Origin of the sequence: Sorangium sp. So ce124 (assembly GCF_051525235.1) — a bacterium.
Lineage (GTDB): Bacteria > Myxococcota_A > Polyangia > Polyangiales > Polyangiaceae > Sorangium > Sorangium atrum.
In genome coordinates this window covers 6574840-6595989 of the sequence record NZ_CP150312.1, presented here as the reverse complement: position 1 = coordinate 6595989, position 21150 = coordinate 6574840, and the positions used below count along the sequence as shown (strand labels likewise).

The 21150-nt window shown below is 71.6% G+C and carries 14 protein-coding genes; 7 read left to right on the top strand and 7 right to left on the bottom strand.

Going from position 1 to position 21150, the window contains the following annotated elements; all coding sequences use genetic code 11:
* Positions 1 to 55 precede the first annotated feature (55 nt).
* Positions 56 to 1318, bottom strand: coding sequence for a tRNA pseudouridine(13) synthase TruD (gene truD / locus WMF19_RS24600; RefSeq protein WP_437901361.1), 1263 nt, complete (start codon positions 1316 to 1318; stop codon positions 56 to 58).
* Between the two features lie 172 nt (positions 1319 to 1490).
* On the opposite strand from truD, the gene WMF19_RS24595 reads away from it, so the two are divergent.
* Positions 1491 to 2282, top strand: a complete 792-nt coding sequence (locus tag WMF19_RS24595; RefSeq protein WP_437901360.1) for an SUMF1/EgtB/PvdO family nonheme iron enzyme — start codon at positions 1491 to 1493, stop codon at positions 2280 to 2282.
* 42 nt (positions 2283 to 2324) lie between these two features.
* Here the strand turns inward: WMF19_RS24595 and WMF19_RS24590 are convergent, their stop codons facing one another.
* Together WMF19_RS24590 and WMF19_RS24585 are read right to left on the bottom strand one after the other, a co-directional pair.
* Positions 2325 to 2651: a hypothetical protein gene (locus tag WMF19_RS24590; protein ID WP_437901359.1), complete on the bottom strand. Its 327-nt coding sequence runs from the start codon at positions 2649 to 2651 to the stop codon at positions 2325 to 2327.
* A 49-nt stretch (positions 2652 to 2700) separates the two neighbouring features.
* The gene (locus WMF19_RS24585) at positions 2701 to 4260 is read right to left on the bottom strand and encodes an HAD-IG family 5'-nucleotidase (protein WP_437330962.1); all 1560 of its coding nucleotides are present in this window, start codon (positions 4258 to 4260) and stop codon (positions 2701 to 2703) included.
* 467 nt (positions 4261 to 4727) lie between these two features.
* Here WMF19_RS24585 and WMF19_RS24580 point away from each other — a divergent pair, with 467 nt between their 5' ends.
* Complete coding sequence (locus tag WMF19_RS24580; protein WP_437901358.1) at positions 4728 to 5651, top strand: ferritin-like domain-containing protein; 924 nt, start codon at positions 4728 to 4730, stop codon at positions 5649 to 5651.
* Between the two features lie 180 nt (positions 5652 to 5831).
* Positions 5832 to 7691 (top strand): response regulator, encoded by a 1860-nt coding sequence (locus WMF19_RS24575; protein ID WP_437901357.1) that lies wholly within the window; start codon positions 5832 to 5834, stop codon positions 7689 to 7691.
* A gap of 18 nt (positions 7692 to 7709) precedes the next feature.
* Here WMF19_RS24575 and WMF19_RS24570 read toward each other — a convergent pair whose 3' ends face one another.
* Positions 7710 to 8528, bottom strand: a complete 819-nt coding sequence (locus tag WMF19_RS24570; RefSeq protein WP_437901356.1) for an SDR family NAD(P)-dependent oxidoreductase — start codon at positions 8526 to 8528, stop codon at positions 7710 to 7712.
* A 343-nt stretch (positions 8529 to 8871) separates the two neighbouring features.
* Entirely contained in the window at positions 8872 to 9186 is a 315-nt protein-coding gene (locus tag WMF19_RS24565; protein ID WP_437901355.1) for an Mpo1-like protein, read from the bottom strand.
* A gap of 286 nt (positions 9187 to 9472) precedes the next feature.
* Here WMF19_RS24565 and WMF19_RS24560 point away from each other — a divergent pair, with 286 nt between their 5' ends.
* Positions 9473 to 11461, top strand: coding sequence for a sigma 54-interacting transcriptional regulator (locus tag WMF19_RS24560; RefSeq protein WP_437901354.1), 1989 nt, complete (start codon positions 9473 to 9475; stop codon positions 11459 to 11461).
* A 79-nt stretch (positions 11462 to 11540) separates the two neighbouring features.
* Here the strand turns inward: WMF19_RS24560 and WMF19_RS24555 are convergent, their stop codons facing one another.
* Both WMF19_RS24555 and WMF19_RS24550 read right to left on the bottom strand, forming a co-directional pair.
* Positions 11541 to 13082, bottom strand: a complete 1542-nt coding sequence (locus tag WMF19_RS24555) for a Glu/Leu/Phe/Val family dehydrogenase (RefSeq protein ID WP_437901353.1) — start codon at positions 13080 to 13082, stop codon at positions 11541 to 11543.
* Positions 13083 to 13256: 174 nt separating this feature from the next.
* The gene (locus WMF19_RS24550) at positions 13257 to 14138 is read right to left on the bottom strand and encodes a hypothetical protein (RefSeq protein ID WP_437901352.1); all 882 of its coding nucleotides are present in this window, start codon (positions 14136 to 14138) and stop codon (positions 13257 to 13259) included.
* A gap of 1095 nt (positions 14139 to 15233) precedes the next feature.
* Between WMF19_RS24550 and WMF19_RS24545 the strand changes: the two genes are divergently transcribed.
* The 3 genes from WMF19_RS24545 to WMF19_RS24535 all read left to right on the top strand — a co-directional run bounded on the left by WMF19_RS24545 (position 15234) and on the right by WMF19_RS24535 (position 21134).
* Positions 15234 to 17636, top strand: a complete 2403-nt coding sequence (locus tag WMF19_RS24545) for a right-handed parallel beta-helix repeat-containing protein (RefSeq protein WP_437901351.1) — start codon at positions 15234 to 15236, stop codon at positions 17634 to 17636.
* Between the two features lie 756 nt (positions 17637 to 18392).
* Positions 18393 to 20108, top strand: coding sequence for an ABC transporter substrate-binding protein (locus WMF19_RS24540; RefSeq protein ID WP_437901350.1), 1716 nt, complete (start codon positions 18393 to 18395; stop codon positions 20106 to 20108).
* Positions 20109 to 20156: 48 nt separating this feature from the next.
* On the top strand, positions 20157 to 21134 hold the full coding sequence (locus tag WMF19_RS24535; RefSeq protein WP_272093122.1) for an ABC transporter permease: 978 nt from the start codon (positions 20157 to 20159) through the stop codon (positions 21132 to 21134).
* The last annotated feature ends 16 nt before the right edge of the window (positions 21135 to 21150 follow it).

Genomic DNA, 21150 nt, shown 5'->3' with positions numbered 1-21150 from the left:
TGTTCCTTGGTGCCTTTCCGATGGGGGTGGGTGGGAGCCGCGCTTCGAAGACCAGTTACGGATCGACGGCGGGCTGCCCTTCCTCGACTTCGTCCTCCTCCGGAGGAGGGGCGCTCGCCGCCCCCGGCCTGCCGATGGAGGGCCGGGGGGCGGAGGCGTCGACGAGCCGGAAGACTCGCCCAAGGACGGTCGTCGCGTAGCCGCCCTTCGGTAGCACAAACGAGACGACGATTCCGTGCCGTACATCGGGATCGTCCGCGGCTTCTGGCGTGGTGGCTCTCTCCGCCGCGCCCCCGGCGGTCGCCTCCATGGCGGACACCTCGAGGCCGTCCACCTCCAGGCGCAGCGGGCGCCGCGTGCCTTCTCCGGCGTGGGCGAACGCGTCGAGCTTGTGAGGGTCGCCGATCGCCGCCGTGAGCACCTCGCGCTCCAGCGCGCCCGGGGCGCCCTCGGGCCAGCGCATCTTCCGGCCGAACATCGGGCCCGTCGCCGAGATCGCGAGCGCCGCGGCGCGCGCCTCGGCGTCCGCGAGCTCCGGGCCCTCGAGCGGCACGAGGAACAGCCCGCCGCTGTCGCGCTTCTTGGCGAGATCGCCGGGGAGCACGGCGCTCCAGGTGCCGTCCGCCTCGCGGCGCGCGAGCACCTCGTTGAACCAGAGCGACTGGAGCGCCGAGAAGAGCAGCCGCTGCTCGCGTTTGTCGCGGGGCCCGCGCTCCCGGCCCGAGATCCACGCGAGCGCGCGCTCGGGGTTGTCGCCGTTCCTTCCGAACCGCTGGGGCCCGAACGCGTTCGGCACGCCGGCGCGGCCGATCTCGGCGAGGCGGCGCTCGGCGAGCGGGAGCGCCGCGGGGGCGATGCCCCGGAGCGCGATCCGGAACCGGTTGCCGAGGAGGTGCCCCGGCTTGAGCTTGTTGTCGTGGCGGGCGACCGCGAGGACCTCGATCCCGGGCAGCTCGGCCTTCTCGAGCAGGGGCGCCGGATCCTGCGCGAGGGGGAGCTGGAACGATGCGGTCTGCGTGGTGATCGCGTGCCGGTCCTTCATGCCGGCGAAGCCGGCGCTGCCCGGGTCGGCCCCGAGCGCGAGCGCGATGGCCCGGACCGCGTCGGGCGTGGTGCGCCCCGTCTTGCGGAAGGTCACGAACACGTGCTCGCCGCGGCCGCTCGGCGCGTAGGCGGGGAGCTCCTCGACGACGAAGTCGGCGGGGGAGCTCCGGAGCAGGGCCGCGGGAAGATCGCCGGGCGAGCCCGCGGGCGCGGGGAGGTCGCCGCGCGAGCCCGCGGCCGTGGCGCCCGCGTCGGGCGGGGCGGTGGCTGTCATGGGAGCGGCAGCGTGACCGAAATCGCCCGCTCGTCCAGCGCCAGCAGCGCGCACACGCAGCAGCGCGCACACGCGCGCCTTCGGGCCCGCCTCCGCGAGCTGCGGCAATTTGCCCGCCGCGCCGGGGATCGGCTATGGCCGGAAGCTCGCCCCGGGTCTGGGCCTCTCCGCGATGCGACCGCCTCTCCCGCCTCACCCCCTCGCGCGCCGGCCCGTCCTGTCGCTCGCGCGCTCGCCGCTCTTCGCCGCGGGCGTCGCGGCGCTCGGCCTCGCGGTCCTCGGGCTGCCGAGCCCCCGGCCGGCCGCCGCCGCGCGCGCCGCGTGCCCCGCGGGAATGGCCTCGGTGCGCGGGACGTTTTGCATCGATCGCTTCGAGGCGAGCACCGTCGAGCTGCTCTCCGGCGGCGGAAAGCGCCGGCACTCGCCGTTCGAGCCGGTCGGCAAGCTGAAGGTGAAGGCGGTGAGCCGGCGCGGCGTGAAGCCGCAGGCGTACATCAGCCGGGATCAGGCCGAGGCCGCCTGCCAGAACGCCGGCAAGCGGCTCTGCACGGACGACGAGTGGGTCACCGCGTGCAAGGGCAAGCGCGCGACGGTGTTCCCTTACGGACGCGAGCGGGAGCGCGGCGCCTGCAACGACAGCGGCGTCTCGTCGTTCAACCGCTACTTCGGCCAGGGGGGCGAGGCCCCGCAGTCGGCGTTCACGTGGGCCAACATGAACGACGACCGCCTGAACCAGCTCCCGGGCACGCTGGCGCCCGCGGGCGCGTTCCGCCGCTGCAGGAGCAGCTTCGGCGTCAACGACATGGTGGGCAACCTGCACGAGTGGACGAGCGCGCCGCGCGGGACCTTCCGCGGCGGCTACTACCTCGACAGCGCCAAGCACGGCGACGGCTGCGAGTACAAGACCACCGCGCACTCGCCCGGGTACCACGACTACTCGACCGGCTTCCGCTGCTGCAAGTGACGCGGCGCAGGCGCGCCCGCAGGCCGCGCGCTGCGCCCCGGGCTACTTGGGTATGGGGGGGCGTCCGCCGCCGGCGCCGCCGGACATCGGCCCCTGCACCGTCGTGCACCGCTCGTCGCCGGTGTCGACCGTGGTGACGTCGTAGCAGCAGAGCTCGCCGTCGAAATCCGCCTCGCTGTCGATGGACTCGATGGAGCTCACGCAGCCTGGGTTCTCGAAGAACACGCGCGCCTCGTCGCTCGACGGGCACGCCCCTTCGAGCTCCGTCCAGTGAAAGCAGGCCCGCTTGCCGCAGCCGGCGGAGCCGGCGACGAGGAGGGCGGGGGCGACGAGCGCGACGAACAGCGGGCGGGGGCGGGCGATGCTCATGGCGATCTCCTCATGCGGCGCCCGCGCACCGGCGCGGAGGCCTCGGCGATCAGAGCTCGTGCGGCATCAGGTCGCGCGGGCTCCTGAAGTACTGCAGCGGCGAGTAGGCGAGCAGGTTCGAGACGCGGGACGTGTAGATGCAGGCGTACTCCTCGACCTGATCGCCGAAGCTGGACGTCTCGTTCGCCTCCTTGAGCAGCGAGCCCCAGTAGGGGTGGAAGCGGCGGGCGATCTCGCGCTCCAGCTTGCCGACCTCCGCGTCGACGGCCCGGAGCTGGCCGCGGATGCGCTCGACCGCGCGCTTGGTGCGGCCCCGCTCGGCCTCGTAGAACGACGTCGCGTAGTCGATCTGGACGTGCTCGCCGTTCGCCTCCGCGAGCAGCGGCGCTCCGCCCCCGTTGGTCGCGCCGTTCCTCTTCTGCTGCTCCTCTTCAATCTTGCGGGTGAGGTCCTTGTAGCGCTGCTGGTAGAAGCGCAGCTGGTCCTCGAGCTCCTCGCGGCGCCCCTCGAGCAGGGCGCTCTCCATGTGCTCGCGGCGGCAGGACTCGTGGGCGGCGACCTCCGCTTCCATCTCCTGGATGATCATCGCCGTGCGCCACGCGCTCTCCTTCTTGGAGCGGAGGATGTCGCCGTAGATGTGATCGCCGACGTAGAGGACCCGATCGCCGGAGATGTTCAGGAACTTCTCGAAGTCGTTGAGGTTGCCGCCCTCGTAGATGGCGCCGCGCTCGAGCGGCGCCGTGGCGGGGCGGGGCTCGGCGCCGTCGCGGATGAGCAGCGGGCGGCGCTCCTGGAAGAACGCCGGCTTCTGCGCGGCGACGACGATGACGTCGAAGTAGTGCCGGAAGCTCGGGTACTCGGGCATCGCGTCCCCGAGCAGGTACGTCATCATCTTCTCGGTGAACGGCCAGCGCGAGTTCGTGAGCAAGAAGAGCTTCTTGCCCGCCGAGCGGAACTTGTGGAGCGTCTGCGCCAGGTTCGGGTCCCGCTCGACGAAGCGCGGCAGGTCGGACAGGACGACGTCGAGGATGGTGCCGTCCCGGTGCGCCTCGTCGATGCACTCGCGGATGTCGGTGAACAGCCGCGCGTAGTCGAGCGCGACGCCGCGCTCCTCGAGGGCGTCGACGATGCCGGCGTAGAGCGTGGCCTCGCTCAGCGCGTAGAGCGTGTCGATCCAGTGGTAGCGGGCGGTGTTCGGCCGGATCTTGCGGTGCTGGTAGAGCGACCGGAGCTCGTCCTTCGTGAGCTCACGGAGGCCGTGGTACCCGCGCTGGACCACCTTGAACCGGTCCATCTTGAGCACGTGGCCGAAGCGCTTGTCGATCAGCAGGCCGCGGATCGGGAAGTGGATCGGATAGCGGAGGCGCCGCAGGAGCTCCTCGGGGTAGCCTCGCGCGGCGAGCTTCGTGACGGTCCCCTGGATCGAGAGGTTGTCCATCTCGGTCTGGTTGTAGATCGCCAGGGTGTAGTCCATGTCGAAGCCGACCCAGTCGATCCCCGCCAGCTTGAGGTTGCGGTTGACGAAGACGCGCCGGGTCCGTGGGATGCGCGTGGGTTCGGTCTGGGGATAGAGCCCTCCGAGGGGGAGCTCGAGCTGCTCGAAGAACACAGTGGGTCGACTATGGTATCCCACCCGGGGGGGCGTACAAAGGGCGCCACGGCGACGAACGCGCGTCTCGCTCTGCGCGGGGGGCGTCGCGTGGTCTGGCGCGGCGCCGCGCGGCGTCGAGTCGGGCCACGCACGGCGGTTGCACGGCGTGTGCCCCCGAGCGACATGCCCCCCGGTCGTCCGCCCGGCGCCGCCCGTCGGGGCGATCGCGCGAGCGCGCAGGGAGCCGTCGACCCCGAGCTGCCTTCCGCCCTCGGCGCGCGTCTTCGCGACGCGCGCGCCGCGCACCCGGGTGCGCCGCGCCGAACAACTGCGCTATGGTGCCGCCCGCCCCGTCCCGTCCTGTGCGATCGAGGAGACGGCTCCTCATCCGCCACCGACGGGCTCCTTGCCCGATGCTTTTTGCAGCGCCCCAGACGATCTCCCGCAAGCCTCCCGTCCAGCGTCCCACCTCGTGGTGGCTCACCATGCTGCGCCGCCGCGCGGAGCGGATGTACGAGGAAGAGCTCGACCTCTCCCGGCCGATCCCGTGGGAGAGCGAGGGAGAGCGCCAGGCCGCGATCGCCTTCTTCAACGCCGCGTTCCGCGCCGAGGAGTCCGGCCTCATGCAGGCGCATGCCCTGGCCGACGAGGTGAGCGGCTGGGACCCCGAGCTCGGCGAGTGCCTGCGGCTCTACGGCGACGAGGAGGGGTGGCATCGCGAGCTGCTCACGAAGTTCCTCGCGCACATCGGCGGCGAGGTCCGGCCGATGGGCCGCGTCACCGGCACCTTTTATCGCCTGTACGGCCGCGCGAGGCGGGTGGAGACGATCGTGCTCACGAACCTCATGTTCGAGACCATCGGCTCGACGACCTACCGCCTCGCGCTGCGGGAAGCCCGGTACCCGGCGGTGCGCCAGATGCTGACGATCCTGACGCGCGACGAGTCGTTCCACGTCCCGCTCAACGTCCACTTCCTGCGCGAGGCCCTGAAGCGCAGCCCGCCCTCGATGCGGATCAGGCTGCGCGCCATCTACACGACCCTCTTCGCGGCGCTGCTCGGGTCGGCGGCCGCGAGCCGCCGGCGCGCGCTCGCCTTCGACAGGATCCCTTTCCAAGTGCTCGCCAGCGCCTACGCCGAGCACCTCGGGCGGCTCTTCGTCCACGAGAGCGACCTCGACTTCGCCCCGCCGGAGCTGCTCCTGCGCCTGTTCGGGCACAGCCGGCGCGCGCTCGCGTCGTCCGAGGACCCGTCGGCCGTCAGCGTGCTCTCGGCGGAAGCGGCGGTCGATCGCGAGCGCGTCGTCGTGACGGCGCTCGGGGACGCGCGCCGCCCCCACGCGCGTCGCGAGCCGCGGGAGACGCCGCCGAGCGCCCCCGCCGTGGCGCGGGACGCGGGGCGCCGGAGCTGACGGACGCTGACATCGCGCGCTGACATTGCGCAAATGGCGTGGATGACGTGGAGATGGCGCGGAGCGCTCATCGCGGCGCGCACGGCGAGCTTCTCTCCGGGGCATTGTAAGCAGTACACTTGAAGCTCCGGCGCCGTGGGGTCCGCGTGGGGCGGGCGGCTGAGGCGTGGCGGGGCGTCGATGGCAGGCAAAGAGCAGCGCCGGAGCGGTCCAGAGAGCAGCCCCGGCACGAGGAGCAGCGAGTCCGCGGAGCGCGCGCTCGCGCCGCAGGAGCCGGCCGCGCGGCCGAGGGCGCTCGCCCATGAAGAGGGGGAGGCGAGCGCGGTCGCGCAGATGCGGCACGAGATCCGGACGCTGCTCAGCGGGATCGTCGGGTTCAGCAGCCTCTTGCTCGACAGCGAGCTCGACCCGGAGCAGCGCTCCTGGGCGCGGCGCATCCGGAGCAGCGGCGACGCGGTGCTCTCGATGGTCGACGATCTCATCTCGCTCGGCCAGCCGGACGGCCGCGGGCCGCTCGTCGATCACGCCGACTTCGATCTGCGCCGGGCGATCGAGGACGCGGCGGAGCTGCTCGGCGATCGCGCGCATGACGGCGGGACCGAGCTCGTGCTCGACGTCGACCCGGACGTGCCGGCGGCGGTGCGCGGAGACGCCGCGCGGCTGCGGCAGATCCTGCAGAACGTCGTGGCGACCGCGATCGGCGCGGCGCCCCGAGGCGAGGTGCTGGTGCGCGCCGCGCTGGACGCGGCCCGCAACGACGAGGCGAAGGGCAGGCTCGACGCCGCGCCCGAGCGATCGCGCGCGCGGGTGCGCTTCGATGTGCGCCTCACGGGCGGAGCAGGGCGCGCGGACGGCGCGGCGGCGCCGGGCGCGTCGGGCGTGCCGGCCGGGGGAGCGCGGCCTGCGCCCGGGCGGGATCTCGGCATCGCGTCCGGGTTGGCCATCGCGAAGCGCCTGGTCGTCGCGATGGGCGGCGAGCTCTGCGAGCCCGCGGACATCGATGCGCGCCGGCATGGGATCTCGTTCGCGCTGCCGTTCGAGCGGCGCGCGCGCGGCGCGGAGCGCGCGCTCATCCCGCGCATCGACCTGCCCGGGAAGCGGGTGCTCGTGGTCGACGACAGCGGCTCGGTGCGCCAGGTGGTGCGAAAGCTGATCGAGGAGCTCGGGCTCGCTTGCCGCACCTCGGGCAGCGGCGCCGCCGCGCTGGCCGCGCTGCGCGAGGCGGCGGACGCCGGCGCCGACTACGACATGGTGCTGATCGACCTCGAGCTGGCCGATCTCGACGGGCTGAGGCTGCTCCAGCACATCAAGGCGGACCCCGCGATCGCGCCCGTTCGCGTCGGCCTCATGACCTACGCCGGCAGGGAGGCGCCCAGCCGCGCCGAGGTCGACGCCGTGCTCATCAAGCCGATCCGGCGCGCGCAGCTGCACTCGAGCCTGCGGCTGCTCGCAGGGCTGCCGCCGGAGCACATGTCCGCCGGGGCGCGCGCGCACCCGCCGAGGTCGCCGCGAGCGGCGGCCTCATCGAAGCCGCCGAGGCAGGACGAGGGCGACCGCGCGCGGCGGCCTCCCGGCGCGGCGTCGCGGTCCGGCGCCTACGAGGCCGCCCACCTCGACGGCGCGCCGCCGAGCGTGGAGCTCGCTCCGCCGACCCTGGTCACGCCCTCGCCCCCGTCGACGTCGAAGCGCGGCCAGCCCGCCTCCTCACGGACGCGGGGCGGGCTCCGCGCCGTCGAGCCCGACGTCGTCACCGAGGTGATCGAGCTCTTCCTCACGGAGGCCCCGACCCGGGTGGCCTCGATGCGCGAGGCCGCGGCGCAGGGCGCGCTCGGCGAGCTCGAGCGGCTCGCCTGGGCGCTCTACGAGAGCGCCGACGCGCTCGCGGCCTTCAGCCTGAAGGAGCTCTGCGCGCGGCTCGATCGGGAGGCGCGCGCGGGGACGCTCGAGAGCGCGACGGAGGCGGTGCGGGCCATCGGCCGGGAGGTCGAGCGCGTGCAGTCGTCGCTCGCTGCGGAGCTCAAGAAGCGGGGACCTCGATGAGCCGGGTGGGGCGTCCGTTCAGGTGAAGCCGACGAGCCTCGAGCTCATCTCCCAGAGCCGCGAGGCCGCCTCGGCGTCGGTCGCCATTCCCTTGAGCGGCCTCGCCCTGGTCCGCTCGAAGAAGGTGGGGCTCCCGGTAGGCGCCGTGTCGGCCAGGATCGCGAGGAGGTTCGCGGCGGCCTGCGCCGGGGTCGCGCCCACGACGTCGATCAGCGCCTTGAGGACGCGCGATGTCCCCTCGAACAGCCCTGAGCGCACGAGGCCAGGGTAGTAGCAGAGCACCTGGGCTCCGGTGCTCGAGAGCCTCTCCGAGAGGCGGCGCGCCGCGAGCACGAGCGCGAGCTTCGACCGCGCCGAGGCGGAGAGGAACGAATAGGAGCGCTTCGACATGAGATCGTCGAAGTCGAGCCGGATGCTGTCCACCGGCGCGACCATGTTGACGACGCGCGCGCCGCGCGCGGCCTTGAGCCGGTCGAGCAGCAGGTTCGACAGCAGGAAATGCGACAGGTAGTTCACCTGGAACGTCATCTCGAGGCCGTCGGCCGACTCCGCTCGTTCACGCAGGAACACGCCCGCGTTGTTCACGAGCAGGTGAACGACCCGGCACCGGTCGGCCACCTGGCGGGCCGCCGCGCGTACGGAGGCGAGCCGGCCGAGGTCACACTCGACGAGGCTGACCTCGCCCAGCGCCTTCAGCGCGGCGAGCTTCCTCGCGCCGTCGGAGCCAGTCCGGCGGCAGAGCACGGTCACCCGGGCCCCCTGCCGCGCCAGCGCGCATGCCGTCGCGAGCCCGATCCCCGAGGTGCCCCCCGTGATCACGGCGACTTTCCCCCTCATGCTCCCCGCAGCCCCCATCCCCCGTCTCCTCGTCCTCGTCCATCTCATCGCCTGCGGTGGGCCGCTCACGACGCTCCGGGAGCTCGCCTGGACAGGCGCACGCGCTGGACGGACGTCGATGCGCCGGCGGGCGCGGTGCCTGCCGAGAACCCGAGAGAGGAAGAGTCGTCGCCCGCCCGCGACACAGGTACGACCGTGCGTTCATCACGTCAAGAAAGCTTTGCGCGATGCAGCACAGTGGCAGAGAAAACCATGTTCCATGGTTTTCCGAGGCAGGAGGCCGATCTGTCCACGTCACAGCCGTGCACGTGGACCGCGCTTGGGAAGCGCCTGGCGAGGAGCGTCAGGGGGCTGGCGTCTCCTCGAAGACGTGCAGGCCGTACTTCTCGAGACACCAGAGCACGCCGATGACCAAGCTCCGCTTGTCGTCCACGAACGACGGCTTCTTTCCCTCGAAGTAGTGGCCCACGAGCTGGAAGCCCCAGCCCGCCGTGAACATCGCGGCCGCGAGCGGGAGGCCGATGAGCGTCGCGCCCACCGGGAAGCTCGCGACGATCAGCGGTATGCCGACCTGGTGACACGCCTGGTTGCGTGGATCCTGGTGGTCTTCCTTGTACCGGCGGAGCACCTGTGTCCATTCGGCGTTGAGGTGGAGCATACGACCTCCTTACCATGCGGACGCCCCGCGCGGCGCCCCCGGCCTTCGACGAAAGCGCGCGCGGGCAGCGAAAACGCCGAAAACGCCCGTCGGCGGCGCGGACACGCGGCGAGGCGAGCGCCGCGAGCGCCGCGAGCGCCGCGAGCGCCGCGAGCGCCGCGAGCGCGAGGAGGACTGCTCGCTCCCGCGCGCCTTCGTCGAAGGCCGGGGGCGCCGCCGCTTCCCGGTTGCCGTTGGAAGGAATGAGGCGTAGTTGGGCAGTGTGAGCGGTTACAGGACCGGCCCCATGGCGACGACCGCGCCGCTGTCCATCAAGACAGGTGAGCTCCTCCAGGGCGCGCGCTCGGAGAAGCGGCGGGTGCTCCTGCTCATCTATCATCATGACGGCGTCGAGATGGCTCCGATGAACCCCGGCGTCGGCGTCGTCGTCGGCAGGGAGCCCCCGGCCGACGTTGTGATCCGGGACAGGAGCATCTCGCGGCGGCACGCGCGCTTCACGCTCGTGGGCGGCGAGGTCGTGGTCGAGGACCTCGGCTCGCGCAACGGGACGCGCATTTCAGGGCAGCGGGTCGAGAGCGGCGTGGTCAAGGCCGGGGACGAGGTGCTGCTCGGCGGCATCGTCGCGTCGGTCCACGTGCTCTCCGGGGGCGAGATGCCCCCGTTCGGCCTGGAGGGCTCCGACGCGCTCCGCTTCGCGCTCCAGGCCGAGATCGTGCGGTCCAGGTTCTTCGGCCGCAAGTTCGCGCTCGTCGTGGTCCGCTCGCTCGGCGCGCAGGCGAGCCACCTCCGCCACTGGGGGCTCCGCGTGCGCGAGGCGCTGAGGCCCGTCGATCGCGTCGCGTTCTACAGCGCCGACACCCTCGAGATCCTGCTCCCCGAGGTCACGCCCGAGCTCGCCGAGGAGCTCGCGAAGGCGATCGTCGCGCGCCGCGAGGGCGAGCCCGTGCTGGTCTCGGGGGTCGCCGTGTCCCCCGACGCCGCGACGTCCATCGACAAGCTCATCGAGGTCAGCCACGAGGCGTCGCGGAGCGCCACGCCCGCCGAGCCCGTGCGCCTCGCGCCCCCGGAGGGCGCGCTGTTCTACGTCGCGCCGAAGGTCGACAGCACCCGGCCGCCCGACGAGGCGGGCCCGCCGGGCGCGCCGCCGGAGAGCCAGTGGGAGGCCGACGGCCACCTCCTCGCGACCAAGAGCCCGCTCATGCGATCGCTCGTCGAGGTGGCGCTGCGGGCCGCGCGCTCCTCGATCCCGGTGCTCCTTCGCGGCGAGACCGGGACGGGCAAGGAGGTGCTCGCGAGGTTCATCCACGACCGCAGCCCGCGCCGCGGCGAGCCGCTCATCTGCGTGAATTGCGGGGCGATCCCGGCGCTGCTCGTCGAGAGCACCCTCTTCGGCCACGAGCGCGGCGCCTTCACCGGGGCGAGCCAGCAGCACAAGGGCGTCTTCGAGGCGGCCACCGGCGGCACGGTCCTGCTCGACGAGATCGGCGAGCTGCCCGCGGCCGCGCAGGCCGCGCTCCTGCGCGTGCTCGAGACCAAGCGGGTGACGCGCGTCGGCGCGACCAAGGAGCTGGAGGTCGATGTCCGCGTGATCGCGGCGACGCACCGCGATCTCGACGCGATGTGCGACGCGGGCACGTTCCGGCTCGATCTGCTCTACCGGCTGAACGCGATGACGCTGAGCATCCCGCCGCTCCGCGCGCGCCGCGACGACATCGCGACGCTCGCGGCGGGCTTCCTGGCGCAGGCGAACTCGGCGAACATCAGCAGGGTCCAGTCGCTCGCGCCCGAGGCGCTGGCCCTCCTGAAGTGCTACTCGTGGCCCGGCAACGTGCGTGAGCTCCGGAACGCGATCGAGCGGGCGGTGGTGATCGCGGAGGGCGAGGCGATCATGGCGCGCGATCTCCCCGAGCGCATCCGCCTGGCGGTGACCTCTCCCAGCTCGCCGCCCACGCCCTCCCGCGCCGTCGACGTCTCGCGCTCGTCCGAGCCCGGCGTCGCGCCGGCCCTCTCCCAGCGCGCGTCCGAGCCGCTGCCCTCGCGCCCGTCCGAGCCGCTGCCCTCGCGCGCGTCCGATCCGGGGCAGGCGTCGGCGCCCACGGTCGGCCTCAAGACGCGCCTGGAGCAGATCGAGGCCGAGCTCCTGCTCGAGGCGCTGCGCGCGTCGGACTGGAACCAGACGGAGGCGGCGCGTCGCCTCGAGCTGCCGCTGCGGACGCTCCAGCACAAGATCAAGGTCTACGGCATCAAGAAGCTCGGGTACGGCGTCGCTCGTTAGCCCTCGCCGGGCGGGCGTCCGGCCGCCCAACCGACCGATCGAGCGCCGGACGCGCGCCGCTCTCGTCATTTCGCCGAGCTCATTGGGAGAACCCTTCCAGCATGTAGTGCGCCTCGATCCGCTTGAGCGCGAGCACCATCGCGGCGAGCCGCATCGGCAGGCGCTTGCCCAGGACGAGCCTGGTCGAGTCGTGATCTTCCGAGCGGCGCGGCCGGTCCTCGGCGATGTCGCAGATCAGGCGGTAGTTGCTCTTGATGGCGCGCTCCAGCCGCGCGTTCACCTCGCCCTCGGTCCAGTGCTCCATGCGCTTGTTCTGGACCCACTCGTAGTAGGAGACGGTCACGCCCCCCGCGTTGCCGATGATGTCGGGGATGACGCTGATGCCGCGCTCCGCGAGCACCTTGTCGCCCTCGGTCGTTGTCGGCCGGTTGGCGCCCTCGGCCACGAGCTTCGCCTTGAGCCGCTCGGCCACCTCGCCGGTGATGGCGTCGCCGAGCGCGGCCGGGATGCAGATGTCCGCGTCCACGCTCCAGAAATCGTCCCGCGCGATCGCCTGGGCGCCGCTGTAGCCGGCGACCGACCGCCGGAGGTTCTGCGGGTTCTCGTTGACGTGGGTCATCAGCGCGCCAACGTCGATGCCGTTCGGGTCGTAGATCGCGCCGTCGGCGTCCTGCACCGCCACGCACCGCGCGCCCATCCGGCACAGGATCTCGGCGGCGGCGGAGCCGACGTTGCCGAAGCCCTGCACGATGAAGCGCGCCCCCGCGAGGGAGGCGCCGCGCTGCGCGTACCACTCCTCGATGCAGTACGCGAGCCCCTGCCCGGTCGCCTTGACGCGCCCCTCGGAGCCGCCGATGCGCACGTCCTTGCCCGTGACGACGCCGCGGTGATTGACCCGCTCGCGCTCGCCGTCGCTGTACTGGCGCAGGAGCCACGCCATCACCTCGGCGTTCGTGCCCACGTCCGGCGCGGGGATGTCCACGTTGGGCCCGACGAGCTGCTTCAGCCGGTACATGTACCGGAGCGAGATCGCCTCGAGCTCCTCCTTGCTGTGCTCGCGCGGATCCATGCGAATACCCCCCTTGGCGCCGCCGAACGGGACATCGGCGATGGCCGTCTTCCACGTCATCTCGGCGGCGAGCGCGTTGAACAGGTCGAGCGACACGGCCTTGTGGAAGCGCAGCCCGCCCTTGTAAGGCCCTCGCGCCTGGTTGTGCTGGACGCGATAGGCCTTGAAGCGCACGAACGCGCCGGGCTGGATGCGGTAAAGTCCCTGGTCGCCGAGGCGGATCGCTCCGTCCTGCACGTGGATCGAGCCGCTCCGGAGCGCCTCGGGGCGGAGGATGAGCTTGCCGTTGAAGAGCGGGGTGATCGCGGCCCGGTTCGGGATCACCGACGCAGGGAGCCGCTCGTAGGCCGTGGCCGCCTCTCCGCGGAAGGGGACGAGGCGGTCCTGGAGCTGCGTGGTGATGTAGAAGATGTGCTCGTAGTCGGGCTGCTCGAGCTCCAGCCGGATGCGGGGAGCCAGGCCGATGAGGTCCGCGGCGGTGTGAAACACCGCCATGGATTCGCCGAAGATGTTGGTCTCCGGTTCGCGCTCTAGGAGGGGGACGTCTTCCATCCCCGTATGCTGCCTCGACCGCGCGGCGGGGGTCCAACGTTTCGCGGGGTCGACGGACGGGCCGCCCGCCTCGCGGGGAGCTGATGTGACTCTCCCCGCAGGTTCGGGCGGATCCTCGTATCGATTCACCACGGCTCGCGGCGGCAGCGTGGCCGTCGCGCCCAGGGAACGACGTCAGGGAAAGCCAGGGAGACCACCTCCGCCGCAGCACCCACCGCCGCCGAAGCCACCGAGCGGCGCGCCGAAGCCGCCGGGGAAGCCGAAGCCGCCGTACGGATAGCCGCCCATGCCGAGCGGCCACCCGAATCCGCCCATGCCCCCCGGGTAGCCGCCCAGGCCTCCCGGGTAGCCGCCGAGGCCGGGGATCCCGCCCATCTGCCCGACCGGGCCGCCGGGCATCTGCCCGACCTGACCAACGGGGCCGCCGGGGCCCTGGAGCGGGCCGCCGGGGCCCTGGAGCGGGCCGCCGAGGCCGCCCTTGCTGATGTCGCCGGGGCCCTGGAGCGGGCCGCCGGGGCCCTGGAGCGGGCCGCCGAGGCCGCCCTTGATGGGGCCCTGTCCGACGCCGCCGGGGCCCTGGAGCGGGCCGCCCTTGATGGGGCCCTGGCCGATGTCACCGGGGCCCTGGAGCGGGCCGCCGAGGCCACCCTTGATGGGGCCCTGGCCGATGTCGCCGGGGCCCTGGAGCGGGCCGCCGAGGCCGCCCTTGATGGGGCCCTGGCCGATGTCGCCGGGGCCCTGGAGCGGGCCGCCGAGGCCACCCTTGATGGGGCCCTGTCCGACGCCGCCGGGGCCCTGGAGCGGGCCGCCCTTGATGGGGCCCTGGCCGATATCGGTCTTGCCCGGCACCCCGGGCGCGCCGATCAGGCCGCCGCCCCGCGTCTCCTCGTCCGTCGCTTCGTCTGCCTCCAACGCCTGCTCACTCGACGCCACGTCGACGTCAGCCTGGTCCGAGTCCGCCTCTTGCGGAGCCACCGCGTCGACTGCGCACCCGGTCATCAACACAGAAAAGAGCATCGCCGCGTGCGCCATCTTCATATCGATTGAGCGAACCATCCGTCCTCCTTCCATGCCCTGCTACGGCCCTCGGGCCCGCGCCGGCATGTTGAACGGCGTGGAGAGCAGGCTGCGTGCCTGACCGCGCGTGTGCAGAGCCTGCCGCGTCGGCGACGGCGAAAGGGCATTGTCTGAATCCGCGCCCGGTGAGCGTTCTGCCCCGTTTCGTCGCGCCGGGGAGCCGCCGCGCCCCGCGCGCGCCGACGCCGCCTCGCAGCGCCGATGTGGGAGCCTTTCGAGCGCTGGAGAAAGGCAAATGTCGACGCCCATCGCGGGGCGCCCCCCGCGCTTCGCGCGCGGCGGGACGGCATGAGACGGGGGGAGGACGACCCGACTTGCGGCTTTATCGCGCTCGGCAAGCCGCATTTCCGAAGACCTGGTCGATCCCTGCAATCAAGGGCTGCGGAGACTCGACATCTGCGCTCGTCGGCGGCGATGTTCTCATCGCTTGCGGTCATCTGGTCACGCCCTGCTCAGCCCACTTGGGCCGACAAGGGCCCTGTGCGGCGCTCCTCCTGCGGCAACGTCGTCGTCGTCGCGCGCCTGTGCCGCGCTCTGCGCTGCGCCGCGCGTCGCCACGTCGTCCGGAACGACGGCGCGGCCGCCGCCTTCAGCCGCGGACGGCGAGCGTGCGGTGCAGCGGGAGCGGCCGCCGTGGCGAGGCATCCCTGCGCCGCGCTCGGCCGGCTCGACGTGGTTGACAGAAGACGTCTGACCCACACGCTCGGCCGCGCGCGCGAGCCTCGGTGTCAGCGAGGCTCGCGCGCCCACGCCGGGAGACCCGGCGCGGCGTAGCCGTCCGCGGCGCTGCAGGGAAGGGAAAGTCGGCGCGATCACGACCCCTTTGCCTGGCAGGGGCGCATCTCCCGTTGTAGGATTCATTACGCTAAAGGAGCTCGCGCGGCGCCGCTCGGGCGCACAGGCGCACAGGCGGCGTCCTCGTCATCCTGGCGCTGGCTCACCGACGATCTCGGGCGCTCGGAGCGCCTGTTCATGGAGGCTACGCGCGGTATCCGCGCTGCTGCGGGAGCTCTGGAGAGCTGTTCGCCCGAGGAGCGGGGCCCGCGAGGCAGCGCTTTCCAAGGAGGGGATTGCATGCGCTTCTGCGCGACGCGCGCGGGTTCATCTTGCCTGGCCGCCAGCATCGCGGCCCTTCTATCGGTCGTCTCGGCGTGCAGCGACCCTTCGCAGAGCTCCGTCGCCCCGCTCGGTTGCGAGGGCGTCGCGCCGCGGGCGCCGAGCTGCGCGCCCGGGCACGTCCTCGGCCCCGCGGACGCGTGCATGCCGGTGGGCATCCAGGGGTGCGCCGAGCTGTTCGTGGAGGACGACGGGCTCTGCCATCCATCGATGGCGAAATGCCCTGCGGGGACGATCCCGAAGTTCGATGAGGGCTGTATTCCTGCAGGCATCCCGCGCTGCGCTCCGGAGCTCGCGGGCGACGACGGGCTCTGCAGGCCGGCCATGGCGAGGTGCCCGACAGGCACGTTCGCGACGCCGGAAGCGGGGTGTGTGCCGGTCGACGGCCCCGCCGGCTGCGGGCGCGGGCCGTGGGGGAACGTCGCGCGCGTGTCCGGGAACGTCTATGTGGATCCGAGCTACTCCGGCGCGGACGGCGACGGATCCGAGGCGAGGCCGGTCACGACGATCGAGGCGGCGCTCGGGCTCGTCGCCGACGGCGGGACGATCGCGCTCGCGGAGGGGACCTACGACGAGCCGGTCGTCGTCACGAAGCCGGTCGCGATCGCCGGCCGGTGCGCCTCGCGCGTGCGGATCCGCGGGGTGAGCTCGACCACGCGTCCTCCCGCGATCGTGGCCGTGCTCGACGCAGGGGAGGTGACGCTCCGGGGGATCGAGATCGGCGGAGACGGCGCCGGCGTCGTGGCGACCGGCGCGAGCGCCGTGACGCTCGAGCGCGTTCACATCAAGGACGCCATGCACGCCGGCGTCCTGTCGGGCGATGGCGCCCGCGTCTCGGTGGCGCAGAGCTGGATCGAGGGGACGCGCGACGGCGGCGCGGGGGCCGGCATCGGCGCCTTTGCGGACGCCGGCGGCGCGCTCCTCGTGAAGGAGAGCGCCTTGACGGGCAACCGCGCGGCCGGCGTGGCGGCGCTCCAGGCGGGCGCCACGGCGTCCGTGGTGGGCAGCCTCGTCGAGGGGACCGTGTCGACGGGGCGCTACCCGGCGGACGGCCAGGGGATCGTCGTGCAGGACGGCGCCGAGGCGTCGATCGAGAGCACGGCTGTCGTCGGTAACCAGGTGTCCGGGATCCTCGTGGCGGCCAGCGCGTCCGCGGCCCTCTCCGGCGTCCTCGTCGAGGGGACCAGCCCCGGGAGCTCCGACCCGCCTTACGGCGTCGGCGTGTATGCGGCGAGGCGAGCGCGCGTCGCGATCGACTCGAGCGTGGTCCTCGGCAACACGGAGATCGGCGTCGCCGTCATCGGCGAGGGCACCGCGGCGACGATGACGCGCAGCCTGGTGCAGGGCACGGTGGCGGCCCCGACCGGGTCGCTGCTCGGCGGATTCGGCGTCGCCGTCGCCCGCGGCGCGGCGATGCGCCTCCACGACAGCGCGGTCGTCCGGAACCGCGGCACCGGGGTCCACGTCGGCGACTCGTCCGCCGAGCTGATCGCCGGCGGCAACCTCATCGAAGGCACCGTCGCCGACGGCGGCTGGGGGGACGGCGCCGGGCTGACCGTGGCGGAGGGCCGAGTGACGCTCGCGTCGAATGCCATTCGCAGCAACGAGGGCACCGGTCTGCTCGTGGGATACGACGGGTCCGAGGCGACCGTGACTGGCAACCTCGTCGAGGGGCATGTCGCGCCGGACCGCCGCGCGCCGGTGGGGCAGGGGATCGTCATCCACCGGGGCGCCACCGCCGTGCTCGAGGGGAATGTCGTGAGCGGCAACCGCTCCGTCGGCGTCTTCGCCGGCACGGAGGTCCTCGGCAGCAGGGTCGAGATCATCGGGAACCTGATCGACGGCACCGCGGGCGGCGAATCCGGCGAGGACGACGACGAAGCACACAACGACAGCACGGGCATCGGCGTCGCCGCCGCGGGCTACGAGATCCGCCTCGCCTCGTCCATCGTCCGCGGGAGCCGCACGGCCGGCGTCGTGCTGTTCGCCTCCGGGGCGGAGATCTCGCAGACCGTCGTCGACGGGGTGACCGGTGATCCCCGCGCCGCCCGGGGCAGGCGGCGCGACGAGCTCGTCGCCGATGGCGTCCTCGCGCTCGCCGGCTCCACCGTCGCGCTCGATGACGTGCGGGTGGAAGGCTGTGCGCGCGCCGGCATCCTGTACGACCGGAGCTCGGGTCGCCTCTCCCGGGTTCGCGCCCTGGACAACCGCTTCGGGCTGGTCGTGCAAGGCTCGCCCGAACCTGAGCTGAAGCGGGATGATGATAATGATAAGGAGAGCGCGTTCCTCGACGACTGCACCGCAGAAGAGCTCTTCGGCAGGGAGCTCCGCGTGCCAGCGTCCGCTCCCCCGCTCCCTTGAGGCGCGCTCGCGGCCGCCCGCCTGCCCCCCCGCGCCTGCGCGCGAAACATGGATGACATCGAAGGGAGCCTTTCCTGATACGTGCTGCTCGCGGCCCACGGCGGAGAGGACCAGCCCATCAGGCGTCGAATCGCGGCCCGCACTACGGCGCTGAGCGCACCCGACGCTCCGCCCGCGCCCGCCTCCCCGAGGCGGCCTTCCCGCTCCGTTCGCCCAGGGGGTGTCCGCGCTCGCCCTGGAAGCGTGCTCACCCGTCACCGGCGCGAAGTTGGAAATTTCTGGTCTTGTAATCGCCCGCGGACGTCTGTATAGACCTGCCCCGGACGCGCGTGGACCGCGGCGCACCTGATGTGCCTGAACCGACGCAGTCCGTGACTGCTTACTTTCTTGCTGCGTCCAAAGAAAATAACAGTGTCAGTGCTTAGGCCATCATTCCTCATGAAGCGTGATGACACCACGAGCATGAGCATGAGACGGAGTTGCTGCTGCGAGACATGACGCGCCACGATATCTCCCTTGAAAACGCGCCTGAGTAAGCGGCGCGAGAACTTGACAGCGACCTCGAATCCCCGTTGACACTGCTGTGCGAAAACGGCTACAGTGCCGACGTCTGGATGCTGGTATGGCGCACTGCGTCGCGGTGTCGAATTCCGGCGAGCCGCTCTGCCGCGTGGTGGCTTCCAGGGAGATCGAGGAGTGGGAGAGGGACGGTGGGCGCTCGGGCGTAACCACGAGGGCCCCGCGAGGAGCATTCTCATGAGGAACTGGTTGTTGCCGCGTCGGACCTTCGTGTTGTCGACGTTGCTGCTTTCGGTCGGTGTCACAGCGGGGTGCGGGAAGACCGAACCGACCAAGGAGTCCACGGGCGGCGCCAGCACGGCGCCGGGCAAGCCCTCGCCGGCCGCCGACACCTTCCTGACCGTCTCGATCGAGCAGCAAGCGTCATGGGTGCGGAACTTCAATCCCCTGCTCGCACCGGGCAACGTTCGCTGGCCAACCGTCGCTGGCATCTACGAGCCGCTCCTCGTTTACAACACGATGAAGGGCGAGTTCACCCCCTGGCTCGCATCGAAGTACGAGTGGGGCAACGGGAACAAGACGCTCACCGTCACGACGCGGCCCGGCGTCAAGTGGTCCGATGGCCAGCCGTTCACCGCGAAGGACGTGGCCTTCACCTTCGGGCTCCTGAAGAAGCACGTCGCCCTCGACCTGCAAGGCGTCTGGAAGTGGCTGACCTCGGTTGAGGCCAAGAGCGACTCCACGGTCGAGTTCACGCTCACGCGGCCGTACGTCCCCGGGCTCGTCTTCCTCGGCCACCAGCCGATCGTGCCGGAGCACAAGTGGAAGGACGTGGCGGATCCGGTCACGTACACGAACGAGAACCCGGTCGCGACGGGGCCCTTCACCGAGGTGAAGACCTTCCAGAACCAGATCTACGAGCTGGGCCGGAACCCGAACTACTGGCAGCAGGGCAAGCCGGCGATCAAGGGGCTCCGCTTCCCGGCGTACCCGGGCAACGACCAGGCGAACCTGGCGCTCTTGAACGGCGAGGTCGACTGGGCCGGCAACTTCGTCCCGGAGATCGAGAAGGTCTACGTCGGCAAGGACCCGACGAATCACCACTACTGGTTCCCGCTCGTCGGCAGCACCGTGTTCGTCTACACGAACACGACGAAGAAGCCCCTCGACGACGCGCGGGTGCGCAAGGCGATCAGCATGTCGCTCGACCGCGAGCAGATCGTCAAGGTCGCGATGAACAACTACACGCGGCCGGCGGACGCGACGGCGCTGAGCGACGCGCACGAGCGCTGGCGCAGCCAGAAGACGGTCGAGGCGGGCGACTGGGTCAAGTTCAACGTGGCCAAGGCGAACCAGATCCTCGACGAGGCGGGTTATGCCAAGGGAGCGGACGGCATCCGCGTGAAGGACGGGAAGCCGCTGCGCTTCGATCTCAACGTCGTCACGGGCTGGTCCGACTGGGTGCGCGCGGCGCAGATCGTCACGCAGCAGGTGAAGCAGATCGGCGTCGAGGCCACGCTGAAGACGTACGACTTCAGCGCGTTCTTCGAGGCGCTCCAGAAGGGCACGTTCGACCTGTCGATGGGCTGGTCGAACGAGGAGCCGACCCCCTACAATTTCTACCGAGACCTCCTCGGCACCGCGACCGCGAAGCCGGTCGGCGAGACGTCGGCGCGCAACTGGCACCGCTTCGGCGCCAAGCAGGCCGACAGCCTCTTCGAGGCGTTCGAGGCCGCGACCGATCCGGCGGAGCAGAAGAAGATCATCGAGCAGCTCCAGGAGATCTTCTCCGATACGGCGCCCTCGATCCCGCTGTTCCCCGGGCCGTCCTGGGGCGAGTACAACACACGCCGCTTCACGGGGTTCCCCAGCAAGGAGAACCCGTACGCGAAGCTGTCGCCCAACAACCCGCCCGAGTACCTGCTGGTCCTCACCGAGCTCAAGCCGAAGTGAAGTTGGGCGTGACCTGATCCGGAGCGCAGGTTAAAAGAGAGAGCTTCTGTGCGTTACCTTCTGCGACAGCTGGGCTTGTACTTCATCGCGGCGTGGGCCTCGCTCACCCTGAACTTCCTTATTCCGCGCGCCATGCCGGGCGATCCAGCCTCGGCCATGTTCGTGCGCTTCCGGGGGCAGCTGCAGCCGGAGGCGATCGATGCGCTGCGGAAGGCGTTCGGGTTCACGGGTGAGCCGCTCTACAAGCAGTACTTCACCTACCTGAGCCACATCCTGGTCGGCGATTTCGGCACGTCGGTCGCGCACTTCCCCGCGAAGGTGACGGAGGTGATCGCGACGGGCCTCGGCTGGACGCTGCTCCTGTCGGGCGCCGCCGTGATCGTCAGCTTCGGCCTGGGGACGCTGCTCGGGATCATCGCGACGTGGAAGCGGGGCGGCTGGCTCGACTCGGTCATGCCGCCGGTCCTGATGTTCCTCGGCGCGTTCCCCTACTTCTGGCTCGCGATGGTGTCGCTCTACATCCTCGGGTTCGTGCTCGGGGCCTTCCCGCTGCGCCACGCCTACAGCGACACGCTCTCGCCCGACTGGAGCCTGGAGTTCATCGGGAGCGTGATCTCGCACATGATCCTGCCCGCCCTGTCGATCGTCATCGCCACCATCGGCGGCTGGATGCTCGGTATGCGCAGCGCGATGGTCACCGTGCTGTCCGAGGAGTACATCACGATGGCGCAGGCCAAGGGGCTCTCGCAGTGGCGGGTCATGTTCACCTACGCCGCGAGGAACGCGCTCCTGCCCAACGTCACCGGCTTCGGCATGGCGCTCGGCTTCGTCCTCGCCGGCTCGCTGCTCACCGAGATCGTCTTCTCGTATCCGGGGCAAGGTTATCTGCTCATCCAGGCGGTTCGAAACCAGGACTATCCGCTCATGCAGGGGATATTCCTCACCATCACGTTCGCCGTGCTGGGGGCGAACTTCCTGGTCGACGTGATCTACGTGTTTCTTGATCCCCGCGCCCGCGGGCGCTGACGGCTGGGTCCAGGAG